Annotated in this window: 27 protein-coding genes and 1 pseudogene; 24 read left to right on the top strand and 4 right to left on the bottom strand. The window is 67.1% G+C overall.

The window, feature by feature from the left end; translation table 11 throughout:
• The first annotated feature begins 70 nt into the window (after positions 1–70).
• From KME82_RS17525 to KME82_RS17445, 17 genes and pseudogenes are all read left to right on the top strand, one after another.
• Positions 71–481, top strand: a complete 411-nt coding sequence (locus KME82_RS17525) for a globin (RefSeq protein WP_215495188.1) — start codon at positions 71–73, stop codon at positions 479–481.
• A 229-nt stretch (positions 482–710) separates the two neighbouring features.
• Positions 711–935, top strand: a complete 225-nt coding sequence (locus KME82_RS17520) for a hypothetical protein (RefSeq protein ID WP_215495187.1) — start codon at positions 711–713, stop codon at positions 933–935.
• Positions 936–1,142: 207 nt separating this feature from the next.
• Positions 1,143–1,853, top strand: coding sequence for a phosphodiester glycosidase family protein (locus KME82_RS17515; protein ID WP_215495186.1), 711 nt, complete (start codon positions 1,143–1,145; stop codon positions 1,851–1,853).
• Positions 1,854–2,211: 358 nt separating this feature from the next.
• The gene (locus tag KME82_RS17510) at positions 2,212–2,568 is read left to right on the top strand and encodes a hypothetical protein (protein ID WP_215495185.1); all 357 of its coding nucleotides are present in this window, start codon (positions 2,212–2,214) and stop codon (positions 2,566–2,568) included.
• Positions 2,569–2,662: 94 nt separating this feature from the next.
• Positions 2,663–3,355, top strand: a complete 693-nt coding sequence (locus KME82_RS17505; RefSeq protein WP_215495184.1) for a DUF6891 domain-containing protein — start codon at positions 2,663–2,665, stop codon at positions 3,353–3,355.
• A 64-nt stretch (positions 3,356–3,419) separates the two neighbouring features.
• Positions 3,420–3,824, top strand: coding sequence for a DUF488 domain-containing protein (locus KME82_RS17500; protein WP_215495183.1), 405 nt, complete (start codon positions 3,420–3,422; stop codon positions 3,822–3,824).
• Positions 3,825–4,248: 424 nt separating this feature from the next.
• A complete protein-coding gene (locus KME82_RS17495) occupies positions 4,249–4,635 on the top strand; it encodes a hypothetical protein (protein ID WP_215495182.1) in 387 nt (128 codons plus the stop codon).
• Positions 4,636–4,853: 218 nt separating this feature from the next.
• Positions 4,854–6,512 (top strand): CTP synthase, encoded by a 1,659-nt coding sequence (locus tag KME82_RS17490; protein WP_215495181.1) that lies wholly within the window; start codon positions 4,854–4,856, stop codon positions 6,510–6,512.
• A complete protein-coding gene (locus tag KME82_RS17485; RefSeq protein WP_215495180.1) occupies positions 6,509–6,802 on the top strand; it encodes a hypothetical protein in 294 nt (97 codons plus the stop codon). The genes KME82_RS17490 and KME82_RS17485 overlap by 4 nt, the downstream gene beginning before the upstream one ends.
• Positions 6,803–6,844: 42 nt before the next feature.
• Entirely contained in the window at positions 6,845–7,678 is an 834-nt protein-coding gene (gene kdsA / locus KME82_RS17480) for a 3-deoxy-8-phosphooctulonate synthase (RefSeq protein ID WP_046657456.1), read from the top strand.
• Positions 7,678–8,259 (top strand): hypothetical protein, encoded by a 582-nt coding sequence (locus tag KME82_RS17475; protein WP_215495179.1) that lies wholly within the window; start codon positions 7,678–7,680, stop codon positions 8,257–8,259. Before kdsA ends, KME82_RS17475 begins: the two co-directional genes overlap by 1 nt.
• Before the next feature lie 109 nt (positions 8,260–8,368).
• The gene (gene eno, locus KME82_RS17470; RefSeq protein WP_215495178.1) at positions 8,369–9,655 is read left to right on the top strand and encodes a phosphopyruvate hydratase; all 1,287 of its coding nucleotides are present in this window, start codon (positions 8,369–8,371) and stop codon (positions 9,653–9,655) included.
• A gap of 20 nt (positions 9,656–9,675) precedes the next feature.
• Positions 9,676–10,047 (top strand): annotated as a pseudogene (gene ftsB / locus KME82_RS26655) (cell division protein FtsB); the annotation flags it as partial.
• A 178-nt stretch (positions 10,048–10,225) separates the two neighbouring features.
• Entirely contained in the window at positions 10,226–10,912 is a 687-nt protein-coding gene (gene ispD, locus KME82_RS17460; protein WP_215495176.1) for a 2-C-methyl-D-erythritol 4-phosphate cytidylyltransferase, read from the top strand.
• A 370-nt stretch (positions 10,913–11,282) separates the two neighbouring features.
• A complete protein-coding gene (ispF, locus tag KME82_RS17455; protein ID WP_036114063.1) occupies positions 11,283–11,756 on the top strand; it encodes a 2-C-methyl-D-erythritol 2,4-cyclodiphosphate synthase in 474 nt (157 codons plus the stop codon).
• A 170-nt stretch (positions 11,757–11,926) separates the two neighbouring features.
• Positions 11,927–12,964, top strand: coding sequence for a tRNA pseudouridine(13) synthase TruD (gene truD, locus KME82_RS17450; RefSeq protein WP_215499116.1), 1,038 nt, complete (start codon positions 11,927–11,929; stop codon positions 12,962–12,964).
• A 181-nt stretch (positions 12,965–13,145) separates the two neighbouring features.
• Positions 13,146–13,391 carry a hypothetical protein gene (locus KME82_RS17445; RefSeq protein WP_215495175.1) on the top strand — a complete coding sequence of 82 codons (246 nt, stop codon included), beginning with the start codon at positions 13,146–13,148 and terminating at the stop codon, positions 13,389–13,391.
• 18 nt (positions 13,392–13,409) lie between these two features.
• Here KME82_RS17445 and KME82_RS17440 read toward each other — a convergent pair whose 3' ends face one another.
• From KME82_RS17440 to KME82_RS26840, 3 genes are all read right to left on the bottom strand, one after another.
• Positions 13,410–13,988, bottom strand: coding sequence for a Smr/MutS family protein (locus tag KME82_RS17440; protein ID WP_215495174.1), 579 nt, complete (start codon positions 13,986–13,988; stop codon positions 13,410–13,412).
• Between the two features lie 465 nt (positions 13,989–14,453).
• The gene (locus tag KME82_RS27175; RefSeq protein ID WP_430538846.1) at positions 14,454–14,585 is read right to left on the bottom strand and encodes a DUF6053 domain-containing protein; all 132 of its coding nucleotides are present in this window, start codon (positions 14,583–14,585) and stop codon (positions 14,454–14,456) included.
• Positions 14,586–15,164: 579 nt separating this feature from the next.
• Positions 15,165–15,878, bottom strand: coding sequence for a helix-turn-helix transcriptional regulator (locus tag KME82_RS26840; RefSeq protein ID WP_215495173.1), 714 nt, complete (start codon positions 15,876–15,878; stop codon positions 15,165–15,167).
• A 165-nt stretch (positions 15,879–16,043) separates the two neighbouring features.
• Here KME82_RS26840 and surE point away from each other — a divergent pair, with 165 nt between their 5' ends.
• From surE to KME82_RS17400, 7 genes are all read left to right on the top strand, one after another.
• Positions 16,044–16,844 (top strand): 5'/3'-nucleotidase SurE, encoded by an 801-nt coding sequence (gene surE, locus KME82_RS17430; protein ID WP_215495172.1) that lies wholly within the window; start codon positions 16,044–16,046, stop codon positions 16,842–16,844.
• A complete protein-coding gene (locus tag KME82_RS17425) occupies positions 16,841–17,521 on the top strand; it encodes a protein-L-isoaspartate(D-aspartate) O-methyltransferase (RefSeq protein WP_215495171.1) in 681 nt (226 codons plus the stop codon). The genes surE and KME82_RS17425 overlap by 4 nt, the downstream gene beginning before the upstream one ends.
• Positions 17,522–17,546: 25 nt before the next feature.
• Positions 17,547–18,158: a YqaA family protein gene (locus KME82_RS17420; RefSeq protein WP_215495170.1), complete on the top strand. Its 612-nt coding sequence runs from the start codon at positions 17,547–17,549 to the stop codon at positions 18,156–18,158.
• 97 nt (positions 18,159–18,255) lie between these two features.
• Positions 18,256–19,068, top strand: coding sequence for a peptidoglycan DD-metalloendopeptidase family protein (locus tag KME82_RS17415; protein WP_215495169.1), 813 nt, complete (start codon positions 18,256–18,258; stop codon positions 19,066–19,068).
• A 43-nt stretch (positions 19,069–19,111) separates the two neighbouring features.
• Complete coding sequence (locus KME82_RS17410; RefSeq protein ID WP_215495168.1) at positions 19,112–19,405, top strand: hypothetical protein; 294 nt, start codon at positions 19,112–19,114, stop codon at positions 19,403–19,405.
• A gap of 223 nt (positions 19,406–19,628) precedes the next feature.
• Positions 19,629–20,231, top strand: a complete 603-nt coding sequence (locus KME82_RS17405) for a hypothetical protein (protein WP_215495167.1) — start codon at positions 19,629–19,631, stop codon at positions 20,229–20,231.
• Positions 20,228–21,421 carry a hypothetical protein gene (locus KME82_RS17400; RefSeq protein ID WP_215495166.1) on the top strand — a complete coding sequence of 398 codons (1,194 nt, stop codon included), beginning with the start codon at positions 20,228–20,230 and terminating at the stop codon, positions 21,419–21,421. The genes KME82_RS17405 and KME82_RS17400 overlap by 4 nt, the downstream gene beginning before the upstream one ends.
• 118 nt (positions 21,422–21,539) lie before the next feature.
• On the opposite strand, the gene KME82_RS17395 is transcribed toward KME82_RS17400, so the two are convergent.
• The gene (locus tag KME82_RS17395; RefSeq protein WP_215495165.1) at positions 21,540–22,121 is read right to left on the bottom strand and encodes a hypothetical protein; all 582 of its coding nucleotides are present in this window, start codon (positions 22,119–22,121) and stop codon (positions 21,540–21,542) included.
• Between the last annotated feature and the right edge of the window lie 115 nt (positions 22,122–22,236).

The raw sequence follows: 22,236 nt of genomic DNA, 5'->3' as shown, positions 1-22,236 counted from the left end.
GGTTTTCGGCATGCCCGGACCTGATCCGGCGCAGGCATCCTGCGCGCCGTTTACCCATGCAGGAGGCACCGTGCCGGTCCAGGATACCTACGACGATTTGCAGCAAAGCTACGGACGCTGTCTGGTCCGCAAGGGCTTCATCGAACGGTTCTACGAGATTTTCATGGCCAGCCACCCGGACGTGGCGCCGCTGTTCGAACGCACCGATTTCCAGAAACAGCGGCTGGCGCTGCGCCGCGGCATCAGCGTGGCGATCTTCCACGCCGCCGGCAGCGCGGTGGTGCGGCGGACCTGCGAGGAAATGGCCGACGCGCACTGCCGGCGCGGCCGTACCCCGGTCGCACCGGGGCTGTACCCGTACTGGATCAACAGCCTGCTGCTGGCGGTGCGCGAATACGACGAGCAGGCCGACGACGCCCTGCTGGGACGCTGGCGGACTGCCATGCAGTCGGTGACGGGGATGTTCGGCGCGCGCTATTGAGGCGCGGCCCTTGCGGCGCCGGCATCGTTGAAGTCGCGCGCACTCAGCCTCATATCCCAGCAGGTCCGCGGCGCCCCGGCCGACCGGACCCCCTCGTTCAGGCCGCAGCGAGGGTGGCGGGGCTAGGGTTCGCGGCGTCGATGCAGGCGCTGCCTGTCCCGACCGCCCCACCAGGGCCAGGCGCGTCCCGCGCCGGCCCGGCGCCGGTTTCACTTGTCAGGAGTCCACCATGAAGATTCGCTCGCTGTTGCTGCCCGCCGTCGTTGCCGCCGCCCTGACCGTGCTGATCGCGCCCGCCGCGTTCGCCCAGCAGGACCCGCAGGCCGACAAGAAGGCCGAAGACGCCAAGAAGGCCGAGGACGCGAAGAAGGCCGAGGCCAAGAAGAAGGCCGACGCGGAAAAGAAGAAGTCCGGCGACCGCGGCGTGGAGCCGGAGGAAGAAGGCGATAAGTAAGCCTTCGCCGGCGTCGTCTCGCATATTCGCAAGTGCCCCGGTTCGCCGGGGCATTTTTATGGGCGCGATTTAACCGGCGCCTTTCGCCATCGCCGCCGCTAACCCACTGGCGCTCGGGCGGGTCGGCGGGTGTCGCGACCTGCTACGTTTGCCCCGAGCAAGGCGGGCTGCCGCATCGGCCGCCGCCAATCGGACAGGAGTCTGCCTGTGAGCCATCGCCTCGGACCCGCGCTGTGCCTGTTGCTGGGGTGGCTGATCGGCGCATCGGCGCTGGCGCGCGAGCCGCGCTATACCGTGGTGCGGGTCGATCCGCGCACGCAGGCCTTGGCGCTGTATCTGCGCGACGAACACGATCGGCCGCTGCACAGTGCCGCGCGCCTGCAAAGTTGGCTGGCCGCGCGCGGCCAACGCCTGCGTTACGCGATGAATGCCGGCATGTACGAGCCCGATTATTCGCCGGTCGGCCTGTTCGTCGCCGACGGCAGGCAGCTGGCGCCGCTCAATCTGCGCGACGGCGAAGGCAATTTCTATCTCAAGCCCAACGGCGTGTTCCTGCTGTCCGACAGCGGTGCGCGGGTGGTGGAATCCTCGCGTTATCCCGCGCTGTCCAAGGGCGTGCGCCTGGCAACCCAGTCCGGCCCGTTGCTGTTGCAGGACGGCCGCATCCACCCCGGTTTCGATCCGCAATCGAAATCGCGGCATATCCGCAACGGCATCGCGGTCAAAGACGGGATCGTGTTGCTGGTGATCAGCGACACGGCGGTCAATCTGTACGAATTCGCCGCTTATTTTCGCGACACCCTGCATTGCGCCGATGCCTTGTACCTGGATGGCACCGTGTCGAGCCTGTATGCGCCCGAGCTGAAGCGGTACGACGCCCGCTCCAGGCTCGGGCCCATCCTCGGGGTGATCGAGTAGGCATCGGCGGCCGCGCGATCACTGCCGACGGGGGACATCGCTCGGGTATCCGCAATCGTTCGCGTCGCCGCGGATTGCCTCGTCCGGATGGCGATTCGCGCCCAGTCGCCGGCATTGGAAGTTCGCGTGGCGGCGATAAACTGTGACCTGCGGCCGCACCATGACGTGCGGAGCGTCGCGCGGGGGGCGCGGCGCTCTAGCCGGACGCATTCGACGAATTCACTTTTCAGGGGGCGGTATGGCAGCGTGCGGCACGTGTGGAAGCACGGTCCTGTTCGGGGGCAAGCAGGTCGGCAATCTGCGTTTTTGCAGCGATCGCTGCGCCCAGAACGGACGCATCTTTTCGCAGGCGGCCCAGGTGCCCGATTCGGAGGCGATGATGTTCGCCGCGAAGATCCATGGCGGCCCGTGTCCCCAATGCAACGGCGGCGGGCCGGTGGATATCCACGTCTCGCATCAGGTGTGGTCGGCGCTGGTGTTCTCGAGCTGGAGGAGTTCGCCGAGAATTTCCTGCCGCAAGTGCGGCATCAAGGCGCAGGCGGGCGATTTCACCATCAGCCTGCTGGCGGGATGGTGGGGGATCCCGTGGGGACTGATCATCACGCCGGTGCAACTGGGCCGCAACCTGTTCGGCATGATCAAGGCGCCCGATCCGGCGCGTCCGTCGGCGCGATTGCTGGAACAGGCGCGGGTGATTCTGGCTCGGCGGATGTAGCAGTCACGCGTCCGAGGCGCCGGTGTCGCCAATGAGTTCGCCATCCGGTACGCGGATAGGGCAGGGTTCTACTGACATCCCAAGGGTCCGCGACATGACGATCTGGAAGCGGCTGCTATCGATTTTCTCGCATCCGTCGGCCGAGTCCGCGCTGGACGAACCGGTGCCGGCCGGGTTGAAGCCTTCGCCCGGTGAAGTCGGCACGCAGGTGTCCGGCGAAGAGGTGCTCGCGTTGACTCAAGCGCGGATCGACGCCCTGGTCTGGGGTGGCTTCGAGAAAAAAAGCGAGATCTTCGAACATATCGTCGAAGCATGGGATTGGGAGCACGACCTCGACCGCGACTGGCTGCGTGCGCGGATCGGCGAGCAGATGCGGCGCAAGCGCGACGCCGAGCGGCAATGGCCGGCCACCACCGACAACGATCGCCTCGCGATGGCGTTCGTCGCCTTGACCGGGCGCGGTGTGATCGCCCTGCACAATGCCGGCTACACGATGCAGGACGGGCTTTGCGATGTAAGCCAAGCCCTCCACGACGCCGAGATCGATGCGCCTGAGTTCGTGGGCTGGTGTTTTTATCATCAGCAAGACGTGGAGGCGGTGTTGGAAACGCAGCGGCTGTATCTGGCGTTCGGCGCTTTCGACGGTGAAGCTGCGCAGTCGCTTGCCGTGGCCGAGATCGTCCAGCGCTCGCTTCGGGAAGCGGGACTGCAGACGCAGTGGTCCGGCGATATCGACACCCGCCTTGCGATCGAACCGTTTCACTGGCAGCGTCGCGGCAACGCCTGACGCGGCCTGACTTGCTGGCCGTATGTATCGTCCATCGTTCGCGCCGACCTCAAGGAGTCATGCCATGGCCATTCGCATCGTCAGACTCGGCAGCCCGCGCGCCGCCGGCGAAGGCATCCGCATCGGTACCGTACGGCGGCCGCCGCGCGGCGTGCCGAAGGCCGAGTTCGCTTCGCGGGACTGGTACGACGTGTGGTTTCCCAACCTCGCGCCGAGCCTGGAAACGATGAAGCAGGCGCAGGCCGCGCAGACGCCGGCGCAGTGGAACGCATTCGCGCGCAAGTACAGGGCCGAGATGGCCGCGCCCGACGCCAGTCATGCGATCGAACTGCTGGCGACGCTGTCGCATCACAGCGATTTCTCGGTCGGCTGCTATTGCCAGGACGAATCGCATTGCCACCGTTCGATCCTGCGCGAACTGCTGCAGGGCCGGGGCGCACAATTCGCGGCCTGCGCGAGCGAGGATTAAGCCGATGCGAAAAACAATCCGGGCAGGTCGATTCGCGAATGTCCTGTGGGCCATGGTCGCCGCCGGGGCCGTATGCCTGTTGGCGGCCTGTGCGTCGAATCCGAAGGCCGCCGACAAGGCCTGGCTGGCGGGTTGCTCGGGTGTTCCGGGCGATCCGGCGACCCCGGCCGCCCTGGATACGGCCGGTCCCGCGACGCATGGTCCGGGCGCCCCGGGACGCGCTGTCAGGCTGGTGGCGTCGTTATCGCCCGGCAAGGACCGGTCGGTACCCCCCACCCCCGGACCACCCCTTTTGGGTTTAAATTTTTCTGTCGGGGGGGGGTGGGGTGGGCCCGGGGGGGCCAGGGGCGGCGGGAGCACATCACTCCGAGCCAGGGTTGCAGAAAATACGTGGTGGTCGGACGACCCCTACGCTGTCAGGCTGGTGGCGTCGTTATCGCCCGGCAAGGACCGGTCGGTACCGCCCCTGTATATTTTCGGGGCCGGCGGCGAGCACATCACCGAGCCGGTTGCAGAAAATACGTGGTGGTCGGACGACCCCACCTTCGAGCGCCTGCGCGATGAGGCGTATTGGGGCGAGGTGGTCGATCGGCAGTTTTACCGAGTTCCATGGCTGGGTCAGTGCGAAATAGGCCGGCTGCTTCCGCACGCCGAGCCCATGCGCGCGCCGCCCGGAGGGCTGCTGTTTTTGCAGTTCCTGACACCCGGTTGCGCGCAGTGCGGCGATGCCACCGCCGCGATCCAGCGACTGGTCGCGGCGCACCCCGAACTGCCTGTGCGTTGGGTCCAGATCGAAGTCCCGGCTCGTTGAAGCGACCGGCCCTGGCCTGATCGGGCCGCTTGCGCCGCACGCATGGGCGAATGGGCCGCAACCGTCGGGCCCGCGGCCGGGGCCCGGCGAGAAAAATCGGGCCGAATCCATCAGTTCGGCGCCGCCGCCGGCTCATTCATGCGCGGTGGCGTCCGTCAAGCAGTCGCGGCTTCACCTTCGGCCCTGTAAACTACGGCTTTCCAGCGGCAGCAAAATCCATGACTCCCCTGATTTTCGTCACCGGCGGCGTGGTGTCCTCCTTGGGCAAGGGCATCGCAGCGGCCTCGTTGGCGGCCATCCTCGAAGCGCGCGGGCTGCGCGTGACGATGATGAAGCTCGACCCCTACATCAACGTCGACCCGGGCACCATGAGCCCGTTCCAGCACGGCGAGGTCTACGTCACCGACGACGGCGCCGAGACCGACCTGGACCTGGGCCATTACGAGCGCTACCTGCGCACGCGCCTGAGCCGCAAGAACTCGATCACCACCGGCCGGATCTACGAGAACGTGATCCGCAAGGAACGCCGCGGCGATTACCTCGGCGGCACCGTGCAGGTGATCCCGCACATCACCGACGAGATCAAGCGCTGCATCGTGGAGGCCACCGAAGGCTTCGACGTGGCCCTGGTCGAGGTCGGCGGCACGGTCGGCGACATCGAGTCGCTGCCGTTCCTGGAAGCGATCCGCCAACTGCGCACCGAGCGCGGCCCCGAGCACGCCTTGTTCATGCACCTCACCCTGGTGCCGTTCATCGCCGCGGCCGGCGAGCTCAAGACCAAGCCGACCCAGCACTCGGTGAAGGAACTGCGCTCGATCGGTATCCAGCCCGATGTGCTGCTGTGCCGCAGCGAGCAGCCGCTGCCCGACAGCGACCGCCGCAAGATCGCCTTGTTCACCAACGTGCCGGAAAAAGCCGTCATCTCGGCGGTCGACCTGGACAATATCTACAAGCTGCCGCAGTGGTTCCACGAGCAGGGACTCGACGCCATCGTGCTCGATCGCCTGCGGCTGCAGCCCGGCCCGGCCAATCTGGCCGAATGGAACGAAGTCGTCGACGCCAGCGAGCATCCGGTCGACGAGGTCACCATCGCCGTGGTCGGCAAGTACATCGACCATCAGGACGCGTACAAGTCGCTGTCCGAGGCGCTCAAGCACGGCGGCCTGCGCCAGCGCACCAAGGTCAAGCTGAAGTGGCTCGAATCCAGCGAGATCGAGCGCGACGGGGTGGAATCGCTCAAGGGCGTCGACGGCATCCTGGTGCCGGGCGGCTTCGGCGACCGCGGCTTCGAAGGCAAGGTCTCGACCGCGAAATACGCGCGCGAAAACAAGATCCCGTACTTCGGCATCTGCTACGGCATGCAGGCGGCGGTGGTCGATTACGCACGCCACGTGGTCGGCCTGGACAACGCCAACAGCTCCGAAAACGACAAGCACAGCCCGCACCCGGTGATCGGCCTGATCACCGAATGGCGCACCGCGACCGGCGAAGTCGAGCGCCGCACCGAAACCAGCGACCTCGGCGGCACCATGCGCCTGGGCCTGCAGGACCAGCGGATCAAGCCCGGCACCCTGGCGCGCGAGCTGTACGGCAAGGACGTGGTCGGCGAACGTCACCGCCACCGCTACGAATTCAACAACCGCTACCGCACCCAGTTGGAAGACGCCGGCCTGATCATCTCGGCCAAGTCGATGGACGATCTGCTGGTGGAAATGGTCGAGCTGCCGCGCGCCGCGCATCCGTGGTACCTGGCCTGCCAGGCGCACCCGGAATTCCTGTCCACGCCGCGCGACGGCCACCCGTTGTTCATCGGCTTCGTGCGCGCCGCGCGCGAGGCCAAGGCCGGCGGCAAGCTGTTGAAGGAAGTGCGGGGATGACCCCGGCCGCGCAGGCCGCGCCCGTCCGGTCCACGGCGCTGAAGCTCGGCGCCTGGCTGGCGGCGGCCTGCCTGGCCGTGCCGCTGTTGAGCGCGGCGCTGTATCACCAGTGGCAGCAAACCACCGGCGCGGGCGACGCCTACGCGATGATGGCGACGTGGTTCGTGCTCGGCACGCTGGTGATCGAAGTGCCCTTGTTGCTGATCACCGTGGTCGTGCTGGTGATCGCAGCGGTAAACCATCGACGCAGTCGCCGGGTCGCCACGTCGGCGCCCGGAGCGGCATCGTGATCCAGCTCCCTGAGCGGCCCCCTGTTCAATTGGAAACACACCATGAAACTCTGCGGTTTTGACGTCGGCCTGGATCAACCGTTCTTCCTGATCGCCGGCCCATGCGTGATCGAATCGATGCAGTTGCAGCTCGATGTCGCCGGCCAGCTCAAGGAGATCACCTCCGCGCTCGGCATTCCCTTCATCTTCAAGTCCAGCTTCGACAAGGCCAACCGCACCTCGGCGACGAGTTTTCGCGGCCCGGGCGTGGAGGAGGGGCTCAAGGTGCTGGCCGAGGTCAAGCGCCAGATCGGCGTGCCGGTGCTGACCGACGTGCATGAATACACGCCGCTGGCCGAGGTCGCCTCGGTGGTGGACGTGCTGCAGACTCCGGCGTTCCTGTGCCGGCAGACCGACTTCATCCAGAACGTGGCGCGCGCCGGCAAGCCGGTGAACATCAAGAAGGGCCAGTTCCTGTCGCCGTGGGAGATGAAGCACGTCACCGCCAAGGCGCAGGCGGTCGGCAACGAGCAGATCATGGCCTGCGAACGCGGCGCCAGCTTCGGCTACAACAACCTCGTCAGCGACATGCGCTCGCTGTCGGTGATGCGCGACACCGGTTGCCCGGTGGTGTTCGACGCGACCCATTCGGTGCAATTGCCCGGCGGCATGGACGGCAAGTCCGGCGGCCAGCGCGAGTTCGTGCCGGTGCTGGCGCGCGCGGCGATCGCGGTCGGTGTCTCGGGCGTGTTCATGGAAACCCACCCGCGCCCCGAGGAAGCCCTGTCCGACGGCCCCAACGCGGTGCCGCTGCCGAAGATGCGCGGCTTGCTGGAGACGTTGGTCGAGCTTGACCGGATCACCAAGAAGAACGGGTTCCTGGAACAGGATTTCTGATGCGATTGGACGGCGGCAAGACGTTCAACCCGATTCGACGGCCGAGCGATGCGCGCAAGCGCAGGCCGTTCGCGTGGCTCGTCTTCGCTTTGATGCTGGCATTGGCCGCGCTGCCCGCATTGGCCCAGAAACTAGATTTCAGCGAAGCCGAACTGGCCAAGCTCGATCCCGAGGGTCGTCGGTATCTGGTGACGGCGATGGAGTCGCAACGACTGCATGAATGCGTTTCGCCCTGGATCAAGCGGGTGGGGCCGGATCGTGCATTGGCCGATCTGGTCTCCAGCGGCGGTTATCCGCGGCTGGTGAGCGAGGCAGCCAGCGTGCTCGGCTCGTCCGATCCCAGGGTGGTCGCCGCGCGCGCCAAAGACGCCGATCGACAGGCGCAGGCGCAGGCGCGGGCCTTGGTCGTCGCATTGGGCATGTACGGCAGTGGCGCCGACGGCGACTCCATGCGCGAGCGGGAGTTGCGGCTCAAGGCCGTGGCGATCTTCGATGTCGAGTTCTCCAAGCTGACCGCCGGTTCATGCGTGGCTTCGGCGAAGCTGCAGGAAGCGTTGGAGCAGATCGCGGATGAACCCTGAACTGTGATCCGGTCCGGCCCAGGAGGCGGCATCGCGCCGCCGTCGGCTGTACGCTTGCGCCCAACCCAAGAATTTTCTCCATAACCGACTCCCCTCTGACTGGCCGCCCATGACCACGATCACCCAGATCCACGCCCGCGAAATCCTCGACAGCCGAGGCAACCCGACCCTGGAAGCCGAGGTCACCCTGGCCGACGGCAGCTTCGGCCGGGCCCTGGTCCCGTCCGGCGCGTCCACCGGCAGCAAGGAAGCCGTGGAACTGCGCGACGGCGACAAGACCCGCTACCTCGGCAAGGGCGTGCGCAAGGCGGTGGAGAACGTCAACACCACCATCGCCCAGGCGCTCAAGGGCCTGGACGCGACCGATCAGGCGGGCCTGGACCGCCGCATGATCGACCTGGACGGTACCGAGAACAAAGGCCGCCTGGGCGCCAACGCGCTGCTGGGGGTTTCGCTGGCCAACGCGCATGCGGTGGCCGCGTCGAAGAAGCTGCCGCTGTGGAAGTATCTGGCCGGCGACCGCCAGGCCCTGCTGCCGGTGCCGATGATGAACATCATCAACGGCGGCGCGCATGCCGACAACAATGTCGACCTGCAGGAATTCATGATCCTGCCGGTCGGCGTGCCGAACTTCGCCGAAGCGCTGCGCGCCGGCGCCGAGGTGTTCCATGCGCTCAAGTCGGTGCTCAAGGGCCGCGGCCTGAGCACCGCGGTCGGCGACGAAGGCGGCTTCGCGCCGGACCTGCGCAGCAACGAAGAAGCGCTGGAAACCATCCTCGAAGCGATCGGCAAGGCCGGTTACAAGGCCGGCGAGGACATCCTGCTGGGCCTGGACGTCGCCTCCACCGAGTTCTTCGACAACGGCAAGTACCATCTGGTCGGCGAAGGCAAGCGGCTGACCAGCGAGCAGTTCGTCGATTTCCTCGCCAACTGGGCCGCGCAGTACCCGATCATCACCATCGAAGACGGCATGGCCGAGGACGACTGGAACGGCTGGAAGCTGCTCACCGACAAGCTCGGCGGCAAGGTGCAGCTGGTCGGCGACGATCTGTTCGTGACCAACCCGAAGATTTTCGCCGAAGGCATCGACAAGCACGTGGCCAACGCGATCCTGATCAAGGTCAACCAGATCGGCACCCTGACCGAAACCCTGGAAGCCATCGCGATGGCCGACCGCGCCAAGTACGCGGCGGTGGTCTCGCACCGTTCCGGCGAAACCGAGGACACCACCATCGCCGACATCTCGGTCGCCACCACCGCGACCCAGATCAAGACCGGCTCGCTGTGCCGCAGCGACCGCGTGGCCAAGTACAACCAGTTGCTGCGCATCGAGGAAGCGCTGGGTTCGTCGGCACGCTACGCCGGCCGCGACGCGTTCGTGTCGCTGCGTCGCTGAGCGCGATCGGGTCCGCCACGATGAGCGAGAAGACGGGCAGGGGCTGGCTGGGCGTGCTGGTACTGGCGCTGCTGGGCCTGCTCGCCTTCCTGCAGTACCGCTTGTGGTGGGCCGGCGGCAACGGCGGCGGCGTGTCGGCCTTGCAGGCCCAGGTCGACGGGCAGGTGCGCGAAAACCAGGGATTGCAGCAGCGCAACGACGCGCTCGCGGCCGAAGTCGAGGACCTCAAGTCCGGCGAAGCCGCGGTCGAGGAACGCGCGCGCAGCGAGTTGGGCATGATCAAGCCGGGCGAGACGTTCTACCGCGTGGTCGAAGCGCGGCCGTCGGCGCCCGGTCCCAACGCGGCCGCGGCGGTCAGCGCGGTGCAGAACGGCCCGGTGCAGGACGTGCCCGACGCGGACGCCGAGCCGGGCCTGGAAGAACAGGTCGACGAGCCGCCGGTCGAACTGCCGCCGGCCGCGCCCGAACCTCACCCCGCGCCGGCTCCCGCGCATTGATCCGATCGGCGTCGCCTGCGCAGGCGAGCCGGTCCGGTCGAGGCGGGTCGCGCATGATCGTCTGGAGCGCCGCATGATCTGGGCCGTGATTCCCGCCGCCGGCAGCGGCCGGCGCTTCGGCGGGCCAACCCCGAAGCAATACCTGCAGGCGGCCGGCAAGCCGCTGATCGAACACGCGCTGGTTGCGTTGCTGTCGCATCCGCGCATCGCCGGGGCGATGGTGGCGTTGTCGGCCGACGACGAGCGCTGGCCGGGCTGGACCGAACTGTGCGGCAAACCGGTGCTGCGCTGCGTCGGCGGCGGCGAACGCGCCGATTCGGTGCTGGCCGCGTTGCGCGCCTTGCCTGCGCGGGTCGGCGACGATGCGCTGGTGCTGGTGCATGACGCGGCGCGGCCCAACCTGCGCGGCGACGACATCGACCGGCTGATCGCCGCGGCCGAGTCCGGCGCCGACGGCGCGATCCTCGGCGCCCCGCTGCGCGACACCCTCAAGCGCGCCGACGCCGGCCGCATCGCGAGGACCGAACCGCGCGACGGCCTGTGGCGCGCGTTCACCCCGCAGGCGTTCGCGCGCGGCGCGCTGACCGCGGCGCTGAGCGATGCGGCGGCGCAGGGCGTGATCGTGACCGACGAGGCCTCGGCGATGGAGCGCGTCGGCGCGAAGCCGCTGTTGGTGGAGGGACGCGAGGATAATTTGAAGGTGACTACGCCGGCGGATCTGGTGTTGGCGGAGTTTTTGTTGAGGGCGGGGCGCGGGTGACTGGCGCTAGTTTGGTTGCCGATCGATCAGACGGGTGCCGCGCCATTGCGCTCTCCTATACCGAGACTTCAGCGCGTTCCAACCAGTTCCTCATTCCAGCGAACACGGGCTCCGCTTTACTTTGGCGAAGCTGAACATACAAAGGCTTCAGCGCCATCCTTCCAGGCCGTCATTCCCGCGTTCGCGGGAATGACGGTCTTGAAGGATGACTCCAAAGACTCTGGATGTTCGGCTTCGCCGAAGTAAAGCAGGGCCCGCCTTCGCGGGAATGACGATAGGTGAGTACGCTGTTCCCGATTCCCGATTCCCGATTCCCGATTCCCGATTCCCGATTCCCCATTCCCATCTCCACCCCCAGAGACCCCAACCCATGCGCATAGGCCAAGGCTACGACGTCCACGCATTCGGCGACGGCGACCACGTCATGCTCGGTGGCGTGCGGGTGCCGCACGACCGCGGCGTGCTCGCGCATTCCGACGGTGACGTGGTCCTGCACGCACTGTGCGATGCGATGCTCGGCGCGCTGGCGCTCGGCGACATCGGTCAGCACTTTCCGCCCAGCGACGAACGCTGGCGCGGCGCCGACAGCCGCACGTTCCTGCGCCACTGCAACAGCCTGATCGGCGAACGCGGCTATCGCCTCGGCAACGCCGACATCACCGTGGTCTGCGAGCGGCCGAAGGTCGGCCCGCACGCGCTGGCGATGCGCGAAGCGATCGCCGCCGATCTGGGCGTCGAGGTCGACGCGATCAGCGTCAAGGCCACCACCTCGGAACAACTGGGATTCACCGGCCGCCGCGAAGGCATCGCGGCGATGGCCGTGTGCCTGCTGCTGCGCGCCTGAGCGCGCCGCGTCCCGGACACGACTCGATCACACCGCTCGATCACGCCACCTCACCGCGACACCTCTTTACGGATCGGCACGACTTGAATTCCCCTGACCCCACCTCGCACGATCCCTCGCACGACGCTTCGGGCACCGGCACCGAGCCGACCTCGTCGCCCGAGCACAGCCTGCCGCGCGCCCACGGCGCACCCGCGCTGCGCGCGCGCATCCGCAATGCGCCCGAGGATTTCCGGGTCGAGGAACTGCCCGGTTTCGCCGCCAGCGGCAGCGGCGAGCATCTGCTGCTGACCATCGAGAAGCGCGGCATGAACACCGCCTTCGCGGCCAAGCGATTGGCGGCCTGGGCCGGCATCGGCGAAGTCGGTATCGGCTATGCCGGGATGAAGGACCGCCACGCGGTCACCATGCAGCGCTTCAGCGTGCATCTGCCCAAGCGCGTCGCGCCCGATCTGGCCTTGCTGGAAAGCGACGACCTGCGCGTGCTCGAACACCAGTGGCACGCCAAGAAACTGCCGCGCGGCGCGCTGGCCGGCAATCGCTTCGTGTTGACCTTGCGCAACGTCGAAGGCGAGCGTGCGGCGATCGAGGCGCGGCTGGCGCAGATCGCCGCGCACGGCGTGCCCAACTATTTCGGCGAACAACGCTTCGGCCGCGACGGCGACAACCTCGCCAATGCCTTGGCGATGTTCGCCGGCCGCCGCATGGGCCGCGAGCAGCGCAGCATGCTGCTGTCGGCAGCGCGTTCGGAATTGTTCAATCGGGTGCTCGCCGCGCGCGTCGCCGACCGCAGTTGGAGCGGTCTGCGCGAGGGCGCGCCGCTGGCGGGCGAGGTCTGGGCGCTGGCCGGCAGCCGCAGCGTGTTCGGTCCGGAGCCGTGGAACGACACCCTGGCCCAGCGCCTGGCCGAATTCGACCTGCACCCCAGCGGCCCGTTGTGGGGCCGCGGCGAGCTGCGCAGCCAGGACGAAGTGCGCGCGCTGGAGCTGTCGGCCTTGCAGGGCGAGCAGGCGGCGGCGTTGCGCGCGGGCCTGGAAATGGCCGGCCTGGATCAGGAACGCCGCGCGCTGCGGCTGCGCCCGGACGCGCCGGCGTGGCGCTGGCTCGAGGACGACGTGCTGGAAGTCGGCTTCGCCTTGCCCGCGGGCGCCTACGCAACCGTGGTGCTGGCCGAACTGGGCGAGATCGAATCGGGCGCCCACGGCTGACCGAATCCCCACTCCCTAATCCCCAATCCCGGCCTTCAAACGACCGCTCGTCGGGTGGTATCGGCCGGCACTGGATCACGGTTTCAGCGGGCGTATAAGCCAAGTAACAGTCGGCAGGGGCCGGCTGCCGCCCGGCTCCGGTTTCGGGACCGGGTTCCATGCACGTCAGGGAGCCCAGGTCATGAACGCTCTATCGCGTATTGCCGTCCTGTCGTTGTCCGTTCTGGGGTTGGCCGCCTGTGCCGGCACCCAGGCTCGCAGCAGCTATGTCGAACCCGCCAGCGTCGCGCCGCAGGCCGCGCCGACACTCAATCGCGACGATCGCTACATCGCCACGGTCGAGCGCATCGCCCGTCGCCGCGGGATCGGCGTGGTGTGGGTCAATCCGCCCAATCGCGAACGCGCGGTAGCCCAGCAGAGCCAGTAATCGCAAGCCTCGCGCCGCTCAGCGCCGCCGTTGCGGCGGCGCGAGCAACACCAGCACCGCGCCGGTGCCGCCCTGCGCGGGCGGCGCGGAGTGGAAGGCGAGGATGTCCGCGCGCTGGCGCAGCATCCGGTCGACCAGATTCTTGAGCACCGGCGAACCGCGGCTGTCGACATAGTCGCTGCCGCCGTTGCGGCCCTTGCCGTGGATCACCCGCACGCAGCCCAGGCCGTGTTCGCGCGCGTCGTTGAGGAAGGCGCGCAGCAGCGCTTCGGCTTCGCGCGCCGGGCTGCCGTGCAGGTCCAGTTCCTCCTGCGCCGAGATTTCGCCGCGGCGCAGGCGCGCGAACACCCGCGGCGGCAGTTCGTCGCGGCGATAACTCAACGCATCGCCGGCTTCGAGCAGGCTCTCGTCCAGGGCGTGGCGGAATTCCTCGCGCGCCAGCGCTTCGTCGCGTTCGGCCATGCGCGCGCGCGGCCGCGGCTTGGGCGCGGTCGGCGGCAATGCGGCATCGGGCAGGCGGCGGACCTCGCCGATCGCGGCGTGGAACAGGGCCGCGTCGTCGCTGTCGTCATCGGGGCGGTCGGGCGGGGGCGTCATGGCCACAGGATAATCGGCGCGGGGCCGCGGTGCAGGCGGCGGTCGCGCCGTCGAAGCCGTGACGTCAAAAAACCTGCATTGAAGTTGCGCCGTCAAAAGTCGCGCCATTAAAAGCCCCGGCCCTTCCTTGGGACTTGCGGACCGTCGGTATCGGGCCGGCACCGGGGAAAGCTTGCTGCCGCGGTGTCGGTCGGCAAGTCCCCTCGCGCAGGCGCGCATGCCTCGACGTGTACCGCGGCGCGAAGTTGAGCATGCGAAGGCATGGCACCGATGCGGCGCCTGTAAGAACTGACAGGCGCATGCTCGATGTGGGCGTCGCGGCGGCGGGGCGGCGGGGCGGCAGGGCGGCAGGGTCGAGAGAGGATGGGTATCGAATACGCGGGTGTGCGGCGAAACACGCGGCGTCCGCTATCGCCGCATTGGTCGGCCGATTCGGTTGGACGGACCGCTTTTCATCGCCAATGGTCATCGAAGCGACAGATTCGGCAAAGTGGCGAGTGCGCTGTTGATTGCGGGTGGGCCGGCAGGCCCGACGCACTTGCTTGAGATCGCGGTGATCTGAGCGAAAAGCGTCGGGGCTGAAGCTCCCTCCCACAAAAGATTCCGAAGCCGCAAGGTCTGTTGTGGGAGGGCTTTCAAGCCCGACGCTGTTGTTTCAGATCGCGGTGACCTGAGTGAAAAGCGTCGGGGCTGAAGCTCCCTCCCACAAAAGATTCCGAAGCCGCGAGGTTTGTTGTGGGAGGGCTTTCAAGCCCGACGCTGTTGTTTCAGATCGCGGTGACCTGAGTGAAAAGCGTCGGGGCTGAAGCTCCCTCCCACAAAAGATTCCGAAGCCGCGAGGTTTGTTGTGGGAGGGCTTTCAAGCCCGACGCTGTTGTTTCAGATCGCGGTGACCTGAGCGAAAAGCGTCGGGGCTGAAGCTCCCTCCCACAAAAGGTTCCGAAGCTGCGAGGTCTGTTGTGGGAGGGCTTTCAAGCCCGACGCTGTTGTTTCAGATCGCGGTGATCTGAGTGAAAAGCGTCGGGGCTGAAGCTCCCTCCCACAAAAGATTTCGAAGCCGCGAGGCCTGTTGTGGGAGGGCTTTCAAGCCCGACGCTCTTGTTTCAGATCGCGATGATTTGAGCGAAAAGCGCCGGGCGGCTCGCATAACCCCCCGCCGCGCGCGCCGTCACCGACTCAAAGCAGGATCAACCCCAACGCCACCGCCCGCGCGCAGGCCGCGCGCCGGCCCTTGACGCCCAGCTTGCGCGAGACCTGCTGCAGGTGGAAATTCACCGTGCGCTCGCTGATGCGCAGGATCATCGAGATCTCCCACGAGGTCTTGCCGACCGCCGACCAGCGCAGCACTTCGCACTCGCGCTCGCTCAGGCGCGGCGCGCTGCGCGGCGGACGCAACAGGCGATCGATCGCGGCATGCATGCAACTGACGAAATACACCGACTCGCCGATCAGCGGGATCAGCTCGCGCGGATCGAGCACGGCCTTGTGGGTGAAGGTGGTGAAGGCCCAGTTGGTGGACGGCGACCAGCTCGGCACGGTGATGCCGCCGTGCAGGCCGAACTCGCCGGCCTGGATCAAGGTCTTGCGCGTGCGCTGGGCCAACGAGGCGCCCGGGGGCTCGTAGTTGGTGCGGCCGCGCGAATTCCAGGCCGCCGCCGGATAGCCTTCGCGCGACATCACGATACGCGGATCGGTCTGCTCGGCCTGCGGCGTGAACAGGCGCGGATAGGTTTTCGACCAGTCGCTGTCGAAATCCTCGAAGAACAGGAAATCGGCGCCACCGCTCAACGGTTCGCGTAGTTTCGTCGCGTAGCCATGATGCTGAAACCCGATGGCCTTGGTGTAGGCCGCCGTGAACGACTTCACCTCGTCCAGCGTATTGGCGCGCATCACGCGATCGATATGATCCCAATACTCCATGCCGTGCTGTGTACCTGCGTCCCGGCGGTCGTGGGTCATCATAACGCCGCTCGGCCGCCGCGTGCGGCGCGGGGGCGCCGGCCATATCGGGTATCATCCGGGGCTGGTTTGCCAGCTTTTTACTTGCGGAGTCTCATGCGCGTATTGGTCTCCAACGACGACGGTGTCGACGCCCCCGGCATTCGCATCCTCGCCCAGGGCCTGCGCGACGCCGGTCACGAGGTGCTGGTGGTCGCGCCCGACCGCGACCGTTCCGGCGCGAGCAATTCGCTGACCCTGGACATGCCGGTGCGCGTGAGCAAGCTCGACGACAGCACCTGGCGCGTCTACGGCACGCCGACCGACTGCGTGCATGTGGCGATCACCGGCATGCTCGAGGTCGAACCCGACATCGTCGTGTCCGGCATCAACAACACCGCCAACATGGGCGACGACGTGATCTATTCGGGCACCGTCGCCGCGGCGATGGAAGGCCGCTTCCTCGGTCTGCCCGCGGTCGCGGTGTCGCTGGCGACCGCCGACCACGTCGGCCATCACTACGAAAGCGCCGCGCGCGCGGCGGTCGAGATCATCGCCCGCCTGCGCACCGACCCGCTGCCGGCCGACACCATTCTCAACGTCAACGTGCCCGATCTGCCGTGGAGCCAGATCGCCGGGTTCGAAGTCAGCCGCCTGGGCAATCGCCATCGCGCCGAAGCCTGCGTGCAGCAGCAAGATCCGCGCGGCCGGCAGTGGTGGTGGATCGGCGCGGCCGGCGCCGAGGCCGATGCCGGCCCGGGCACCGATTTCAACGCGGTGCGCACCGGCAATATCTCGATCACCCCGATCCATGTCGATCTGACCCGTTATCAAGCCCTGGAGCAGGTCGCCAGCTGGGTCGGCGGCCTGGCCAGCGCGCTCGATGGCGCGGCGGCGGACGCGGAGCGGTCGCGATGATCCAGCGCATGCGTCTGCAGCCCGAGGCGATCGGCAGCGGGCTGACCTCGCAGCGGGTCCGCGACCGCCTGGTCGAGCGCCTGCGCGAATCGGGCCTGCGCGACGAGCGCGTGCTCAACGCGATCCGCACCGTGCCGCGCCATCTGTTCGTCGACGAAGCGCTGGCGATGCGCGCCTACGAAGACACCGCCTTGCCGATCGGCCACGGCCAGACCATTTCCCAGCCGTGGGTGGTGGCCAAGATGACCGAGGCCCTGCTCGAGGACGGCGTTCCCGGCCGGGTGCTCGAAATCGGCACCGGCTCGGGCTACCAGGCCGCGATCCTGGCCGCGCTGGGCCTGGACGTGCATACCGTCGAACGCATCGGCGAACTGCTGCGCACCGCGCGCAAGCGCTTTCGCCAATTGGGCTTGAACGTGCGCAGCAAGCACGACGACGGCCGCATCGGCTGGCCCGAAAACGGCCCGTTCGACGCGATCATCGTCACCGCCGCCGCGCCGGCGCTGGTCGACGCGCTCACCGACCAGCTCGCGCCCAACGGTACGTTGATCGCGCCGGTCGGCGCGGCTTCGTCGCAGTCGCTGCTCAAGCTGCGCAAGGACGCCGACGGCAACGTCAGCCAACACACGCTCGCGCCGGTGGTGTTCGTGCCGCTGCTGTCGGGCATGATCGACTGAACACGATTCGCGACAGAGGCACGATTTGAAGATCTTCGGACCGCTCTACGAGCGCACCATCATCTGGGCCCGGCACAAGCACGCGCCGGCCTACCTCACCGGCCTGAGCTTCATCGAGGCGATCATCTTTCCGGTGATGCCGGAGGTGATGCTCGCGCCGATGTGCGTCGCCCAGCCGCGGCGCGCGTTCTGGTTCGCGACCTTGAGCCTGATCGGCTCGATGGCCGGCGCGCTGGTCGGGTATGCGCTGGGCCACTACGCGTTCGAAGCGCTCAAGCCGCTGTTCGCCTCGCTGGGCATGCTGACCAGCATCGAGGCGGGCATCGCCACGGTCCAGGCCAAGATGGTCGAGTCGCCGTGGGCGGTGTTCACCTTCCTGGTGGTCGGCGGCTTAATGCCGATTCCGATGAAGGTGTTCACCTGGGCGTCGGGCATCGTCGGCGTGCCTATGCTGCAATACATCCCGAGCATGTTGATCGGCCGCGGCAAGCGCGTGTACGCGCTTGCGTTGGCGATCCGCATCGGCGGCGAACGCGCCGAGCAGGCGCTGCGGCGCTATATCGAGCCGATCGGCTGGATCGCCACGTTGATCGTGGCCGGCGCGATCGCCTGGCTGGTGTGGCGTTCACAGCAATAAGCCGCGCCTGCCGCCAGACTGTTCGCGACGGCTGCACCTAATTCAGGATTTAACCCGCGGCGATCGGCGCGACGATCGACGCGGCACGAGGACAGGCATGACCCACACGACCCGAACCCCGACCCTGGCGATGGCCGCTTGCGTGCTGGCCGCGCTCGCCCTGATCGGTTGTTCGAGCACGGTCGTGCGCGAGCCCTCGCGCGGCGGCCACAGCCGTCCTGGCTCGTCGGCGCGTCCTGGCGGCTCGCGTCCGTCCACCCCGTCGCAGCCGGCGTCCAAGCCCAAGTACGGCGCCACCTACACCGTGCAGCGCGGCGAAGGCCTGTACCGCATCGCCGCCAACAACGGCATCCAGCTCGCCGATCTGGCCGCCTGGAACAACCTGTCGCCGCCGTACAACCTGTATCCGGGTCAGCGCCTGCGCCTGTATCCGTCCAACGGCAGCCGCCCGCCGGCGTCTTCGGGTTCGTCCTCGGCCGGCACCACGCCGCCGCGCACCACCACGCCCGCGCCGACCCCGGCCGCGCCGATCAACAGCGGCATCCGCTGGCGCTGGCCGGCCGACGGCCCGCTGCTGGGCCGCTACGTCGCCAACGAACCGACCAAGCAGGGCGTCGACATCGGCGGCGCCAGCGGCACCCCGGTGCGCGCCGCGGCCGATGGCGTGGTGGTGTATTCGGGCACCGGCCTGGTCGGTTACGGCGAGCTGATCATCGTCAAGCACAACGAACAATGGCTGTCGGCCTACGGCCACAACCGCAAGCGCCTGGTCAACGAAGGCCAGCTGGTCAAGGCCGGCGAGCAGATCGCCGAAATGGGCCGCAGCGGCGCCGCGCGCGACATGCTGCATTTCGAAGTGCGCTACAACGCCAAGCCGGTCGATCCGTTGTTGTACCTGCCGGCGAAATAATCGACCGCGCACCCGTCGTCGCGGCGGGGCGCCGAGCGAAGCCATGGATTTCGCGACCTTGAAAGCGGCGTGGCCGTGGACCGACATTGCCGATTGTCCGGGCCGGTTCGTGCTCAAGCAGGCCGATCCCGCCTTGATGCCGGCGGACCTGCTCGGTTCCGATATCCCCTTGTCCGAACACCGCAGCGCCTTGGCGCGCGACGCGATTCTCGTCGCGTGGCTGGTCGATGGCGGCCTGATTTCCTATCGGCGGGCCGACGGCGGCTGCCTGCATACGCTCAATACGCTCGAAGGCATGGCGCGAAAACTGTCGCAGTTGGGTCTGGCGCCGCCCTAAGTGCCGCTGCGTATCGCCGCTGCGCCTGCCGTTTGCCGGTACGCCGCGGCTCGGTGTTCGAACGCGGACGCACCTCTCGCGAGCCGCGCCGCTTCATCGAACGATCTTTTCTCGTCGCCCGCGAGCGACGGGCCGGATCGGTGCAGAATAAGCCGGCGAAAAAGCAGCCTGAAGGATCAGCATGTCGACACCGCCGGATGAAGCCTCGTCCCAGACCCAGCCGATGCCGGACTGGTTCGACGATGTCGACGATCTTCAATGGCAAGCCGCGGACGGCGGCGACGCCGCGCCGGGGTCGATGGGTGCGGTCCGGACCCGGCCGCTCAACCCGAACGACCTGGCGGTATTGGCCAGCATGCGCGACGGCTGCAGCGGAATCATCGGTTTTCTGGGCGCGATGGCCCTGATCATCGCGATCGTATGTGGCGTGGTCGGGATATACCGCGACATGCGCATGGTCGCGATCTTCGCGTTGTGCGTCGTCCCGGTTCTGGCCGCGGTGGGTTTCATGATGCTGAAAGTGGATGGCAAGCTGCAGTCCGATCTGGATGCGGGCATCAAGCTGATCGCCTCGGGCCGCATCATCCGCATGGACTCCGAAGAAACCGCCGGTCCAGGCTTCCTCACCGTGGCCATCGACGAAACGCCCTCGCGCGAGCTCAAGTTTTTCGTGGAAAAACGCCTGTATCTGCAGGTCAAGCAGGACGACCTCGTGCGCATCGCCTACGTCCCGCTCAGCAAGACGATCCTTCAGTTGAGGACCGAACACGGCCGCTATTGCCGGCGTCCGGATCCAGACAAGGTCGGGGCGGGCGCCTCGCCATGACGGCATCGTCCGACGAAAACAAGACGCAGCCGCTGAGCCAGGACGAGATCGCTCGCCTGGATGCGCTCAAGTCGCACGGCGCGTTGGGTGCGGTAGCGATCGTCGCGATCACGCTGTTGATGGTATGGACGACGTGGGAGCGTTACGGCGCTTTCTTGATCGCGGTGGCCGTAGTCGCTGGCCTCGCACTGGCGGCATTGACGGCGCTGGTCAGCTGGGCCACCAACGCGAACCTTCAGGCCGACATGGACGGCGGCATCAAGCGGCTCGCCGTGGCCAAGGTGGCGAAAGTAACTCACGACGGCGAACAATCGCGCTACCGCATCGAGCTGCGGACCGAGGAAACGCCGCCATGCACGCTCGAATTCGACCCGCCGGCCCTCGTGTTTTTCGAGGTTGAATACGGCGAGCAAGTCCGGGTCGCCTATGCGCCGGCCAGCAAGACCGTCATCAGCGTCGTCGCGGTGGGATGCGAGTACGATTTCGCCGCGCCGGACTTGGCTCTGCGGGCCGCGCTGGAGCCCAACAGTTCAGCCGATTCGCGTTTGCAGCTGCGCAGGGCGCAGCGTGATGCGGCGCGGGCGTTGCGGCGGAAAACCTTGTCCGCGCCATCGGAGCCCGATCTCCAGCAGGCGTCAGAAGCGCTTCGCCCGGAAGCCGCTGCGAGCATCGAAGACACGCCGCAGCGCCAAACCGGAACGCTCAACAAACACGAGCGCGATACCTTGGCCGCGAGGCGGACGGGCGGCTGCGGAATGGTCGCTTTGCTGGGCGTAGGCCTGATTTTCGTGGCGGTACTGATGTTGGCCGACGTGAAGGACATGGGCGCAGGAGCGATCGCGGTCGTGGTCGCCGCCGCTGTGCTGGCGGCGGCCCTGATTGTTTTCGTCGTGTCGAACGAAGACGACAAATTGCAGGCCGATCTCGATACGGGGGTCAAGCTCAGCATCCGCGGCCGCATCAGTCACATGCGTACCGAGAGTTCCGAAGGCGGTAGTCCTTCTTGCTTCATCACGGTGACGGTCGATGAATCGCCACCGCGGACGATCGTATTCCTGGTGGAAGCCCGCTTGTTCCATGCGCTGCTGCCAGAAGACGCGGTGCGCATCGTCTACGTCCCGACCAGCAAGACCATCCTGCATCTGCGTACCGACTCGTACAGCTACTCGCTGCGGCGGGAAGCGGATTGAGCGCTATCGGCGGCGCGCGCTTGTTTGCGGCGATGGATGCGTGCGTCGAGTGAATACTTTCATCGAGCATCGCAGTTGGCGCGACCCGGGCGCCGAGATCGTGAATACCTGCGACGCGCTACGGCGACGGCGGGATGGCCGGTTTGCATCCGGCGACGCTGACGCATTCGCGATTGCCGTTGACCAAGTTCAACAGCGCGACCTGATGCGGCGTGTAGGCGATACGGACGCAGTCGCCTTGCGCGATCGAGTGATAACAATTTGAGTCAACGGCGAAGCTCAGCGGCGACGGTGGATCGGTATCGATATCGGAGTCGGGGGCCGGATCGATAGCGATTTCGACGCGGTAGTTAGATCGCCCGGAGTCGCTGTCCTCGCTCACCGTCATCGCGTGCACGCGGCCATCGCGCCAAAGCTTGATGCCGCCGGCCACATCCGCGCGCAGCGCGCGCTGGTCGTTGTAGATCGACAGCGTGAACGCCAGCCCGATCAAAAACAGCGCGCCGAAGGCGAACAGCGACCAGCCCTCATGCAGTTCCGGCGCGGCAATCACCATCGCCGCGCCGGTGGCGACCGCCAGCAGGCCACCGGTCAGGATGATTCGTGGCGGGATCGTCGACATTTGCGCACGCAGATAATCCAGCTCGCACGCATCCAGCGGCGCGCTGTCGACGGGAGCGATGCTGCCGGTTGCGGTCATGTCGAACCTTCGATGTCCATTGCCAGCATTAAGGAAAACAGCTTTGCGCAACCAAGAGTAGGCACTCGCGTCGATAGAACCGGGCGGACGATTCGGGCGCAGCGGCAACGGTCGT

Origin of the sequence: Lysobacter capsici (genome assembly GCF_018732085.1) — a bacterium.
Classification (GTDB): domain Bacteria; phylum Pseudomonadota; class Gammaproteobacteria; order Xanthomonadales; family Xanthomonadaceae; genus Lysobacter; species Lysobacter capsici_A.
This window is presented reverse-complemented; position numbering and strand designations above follow the sequence as displayed.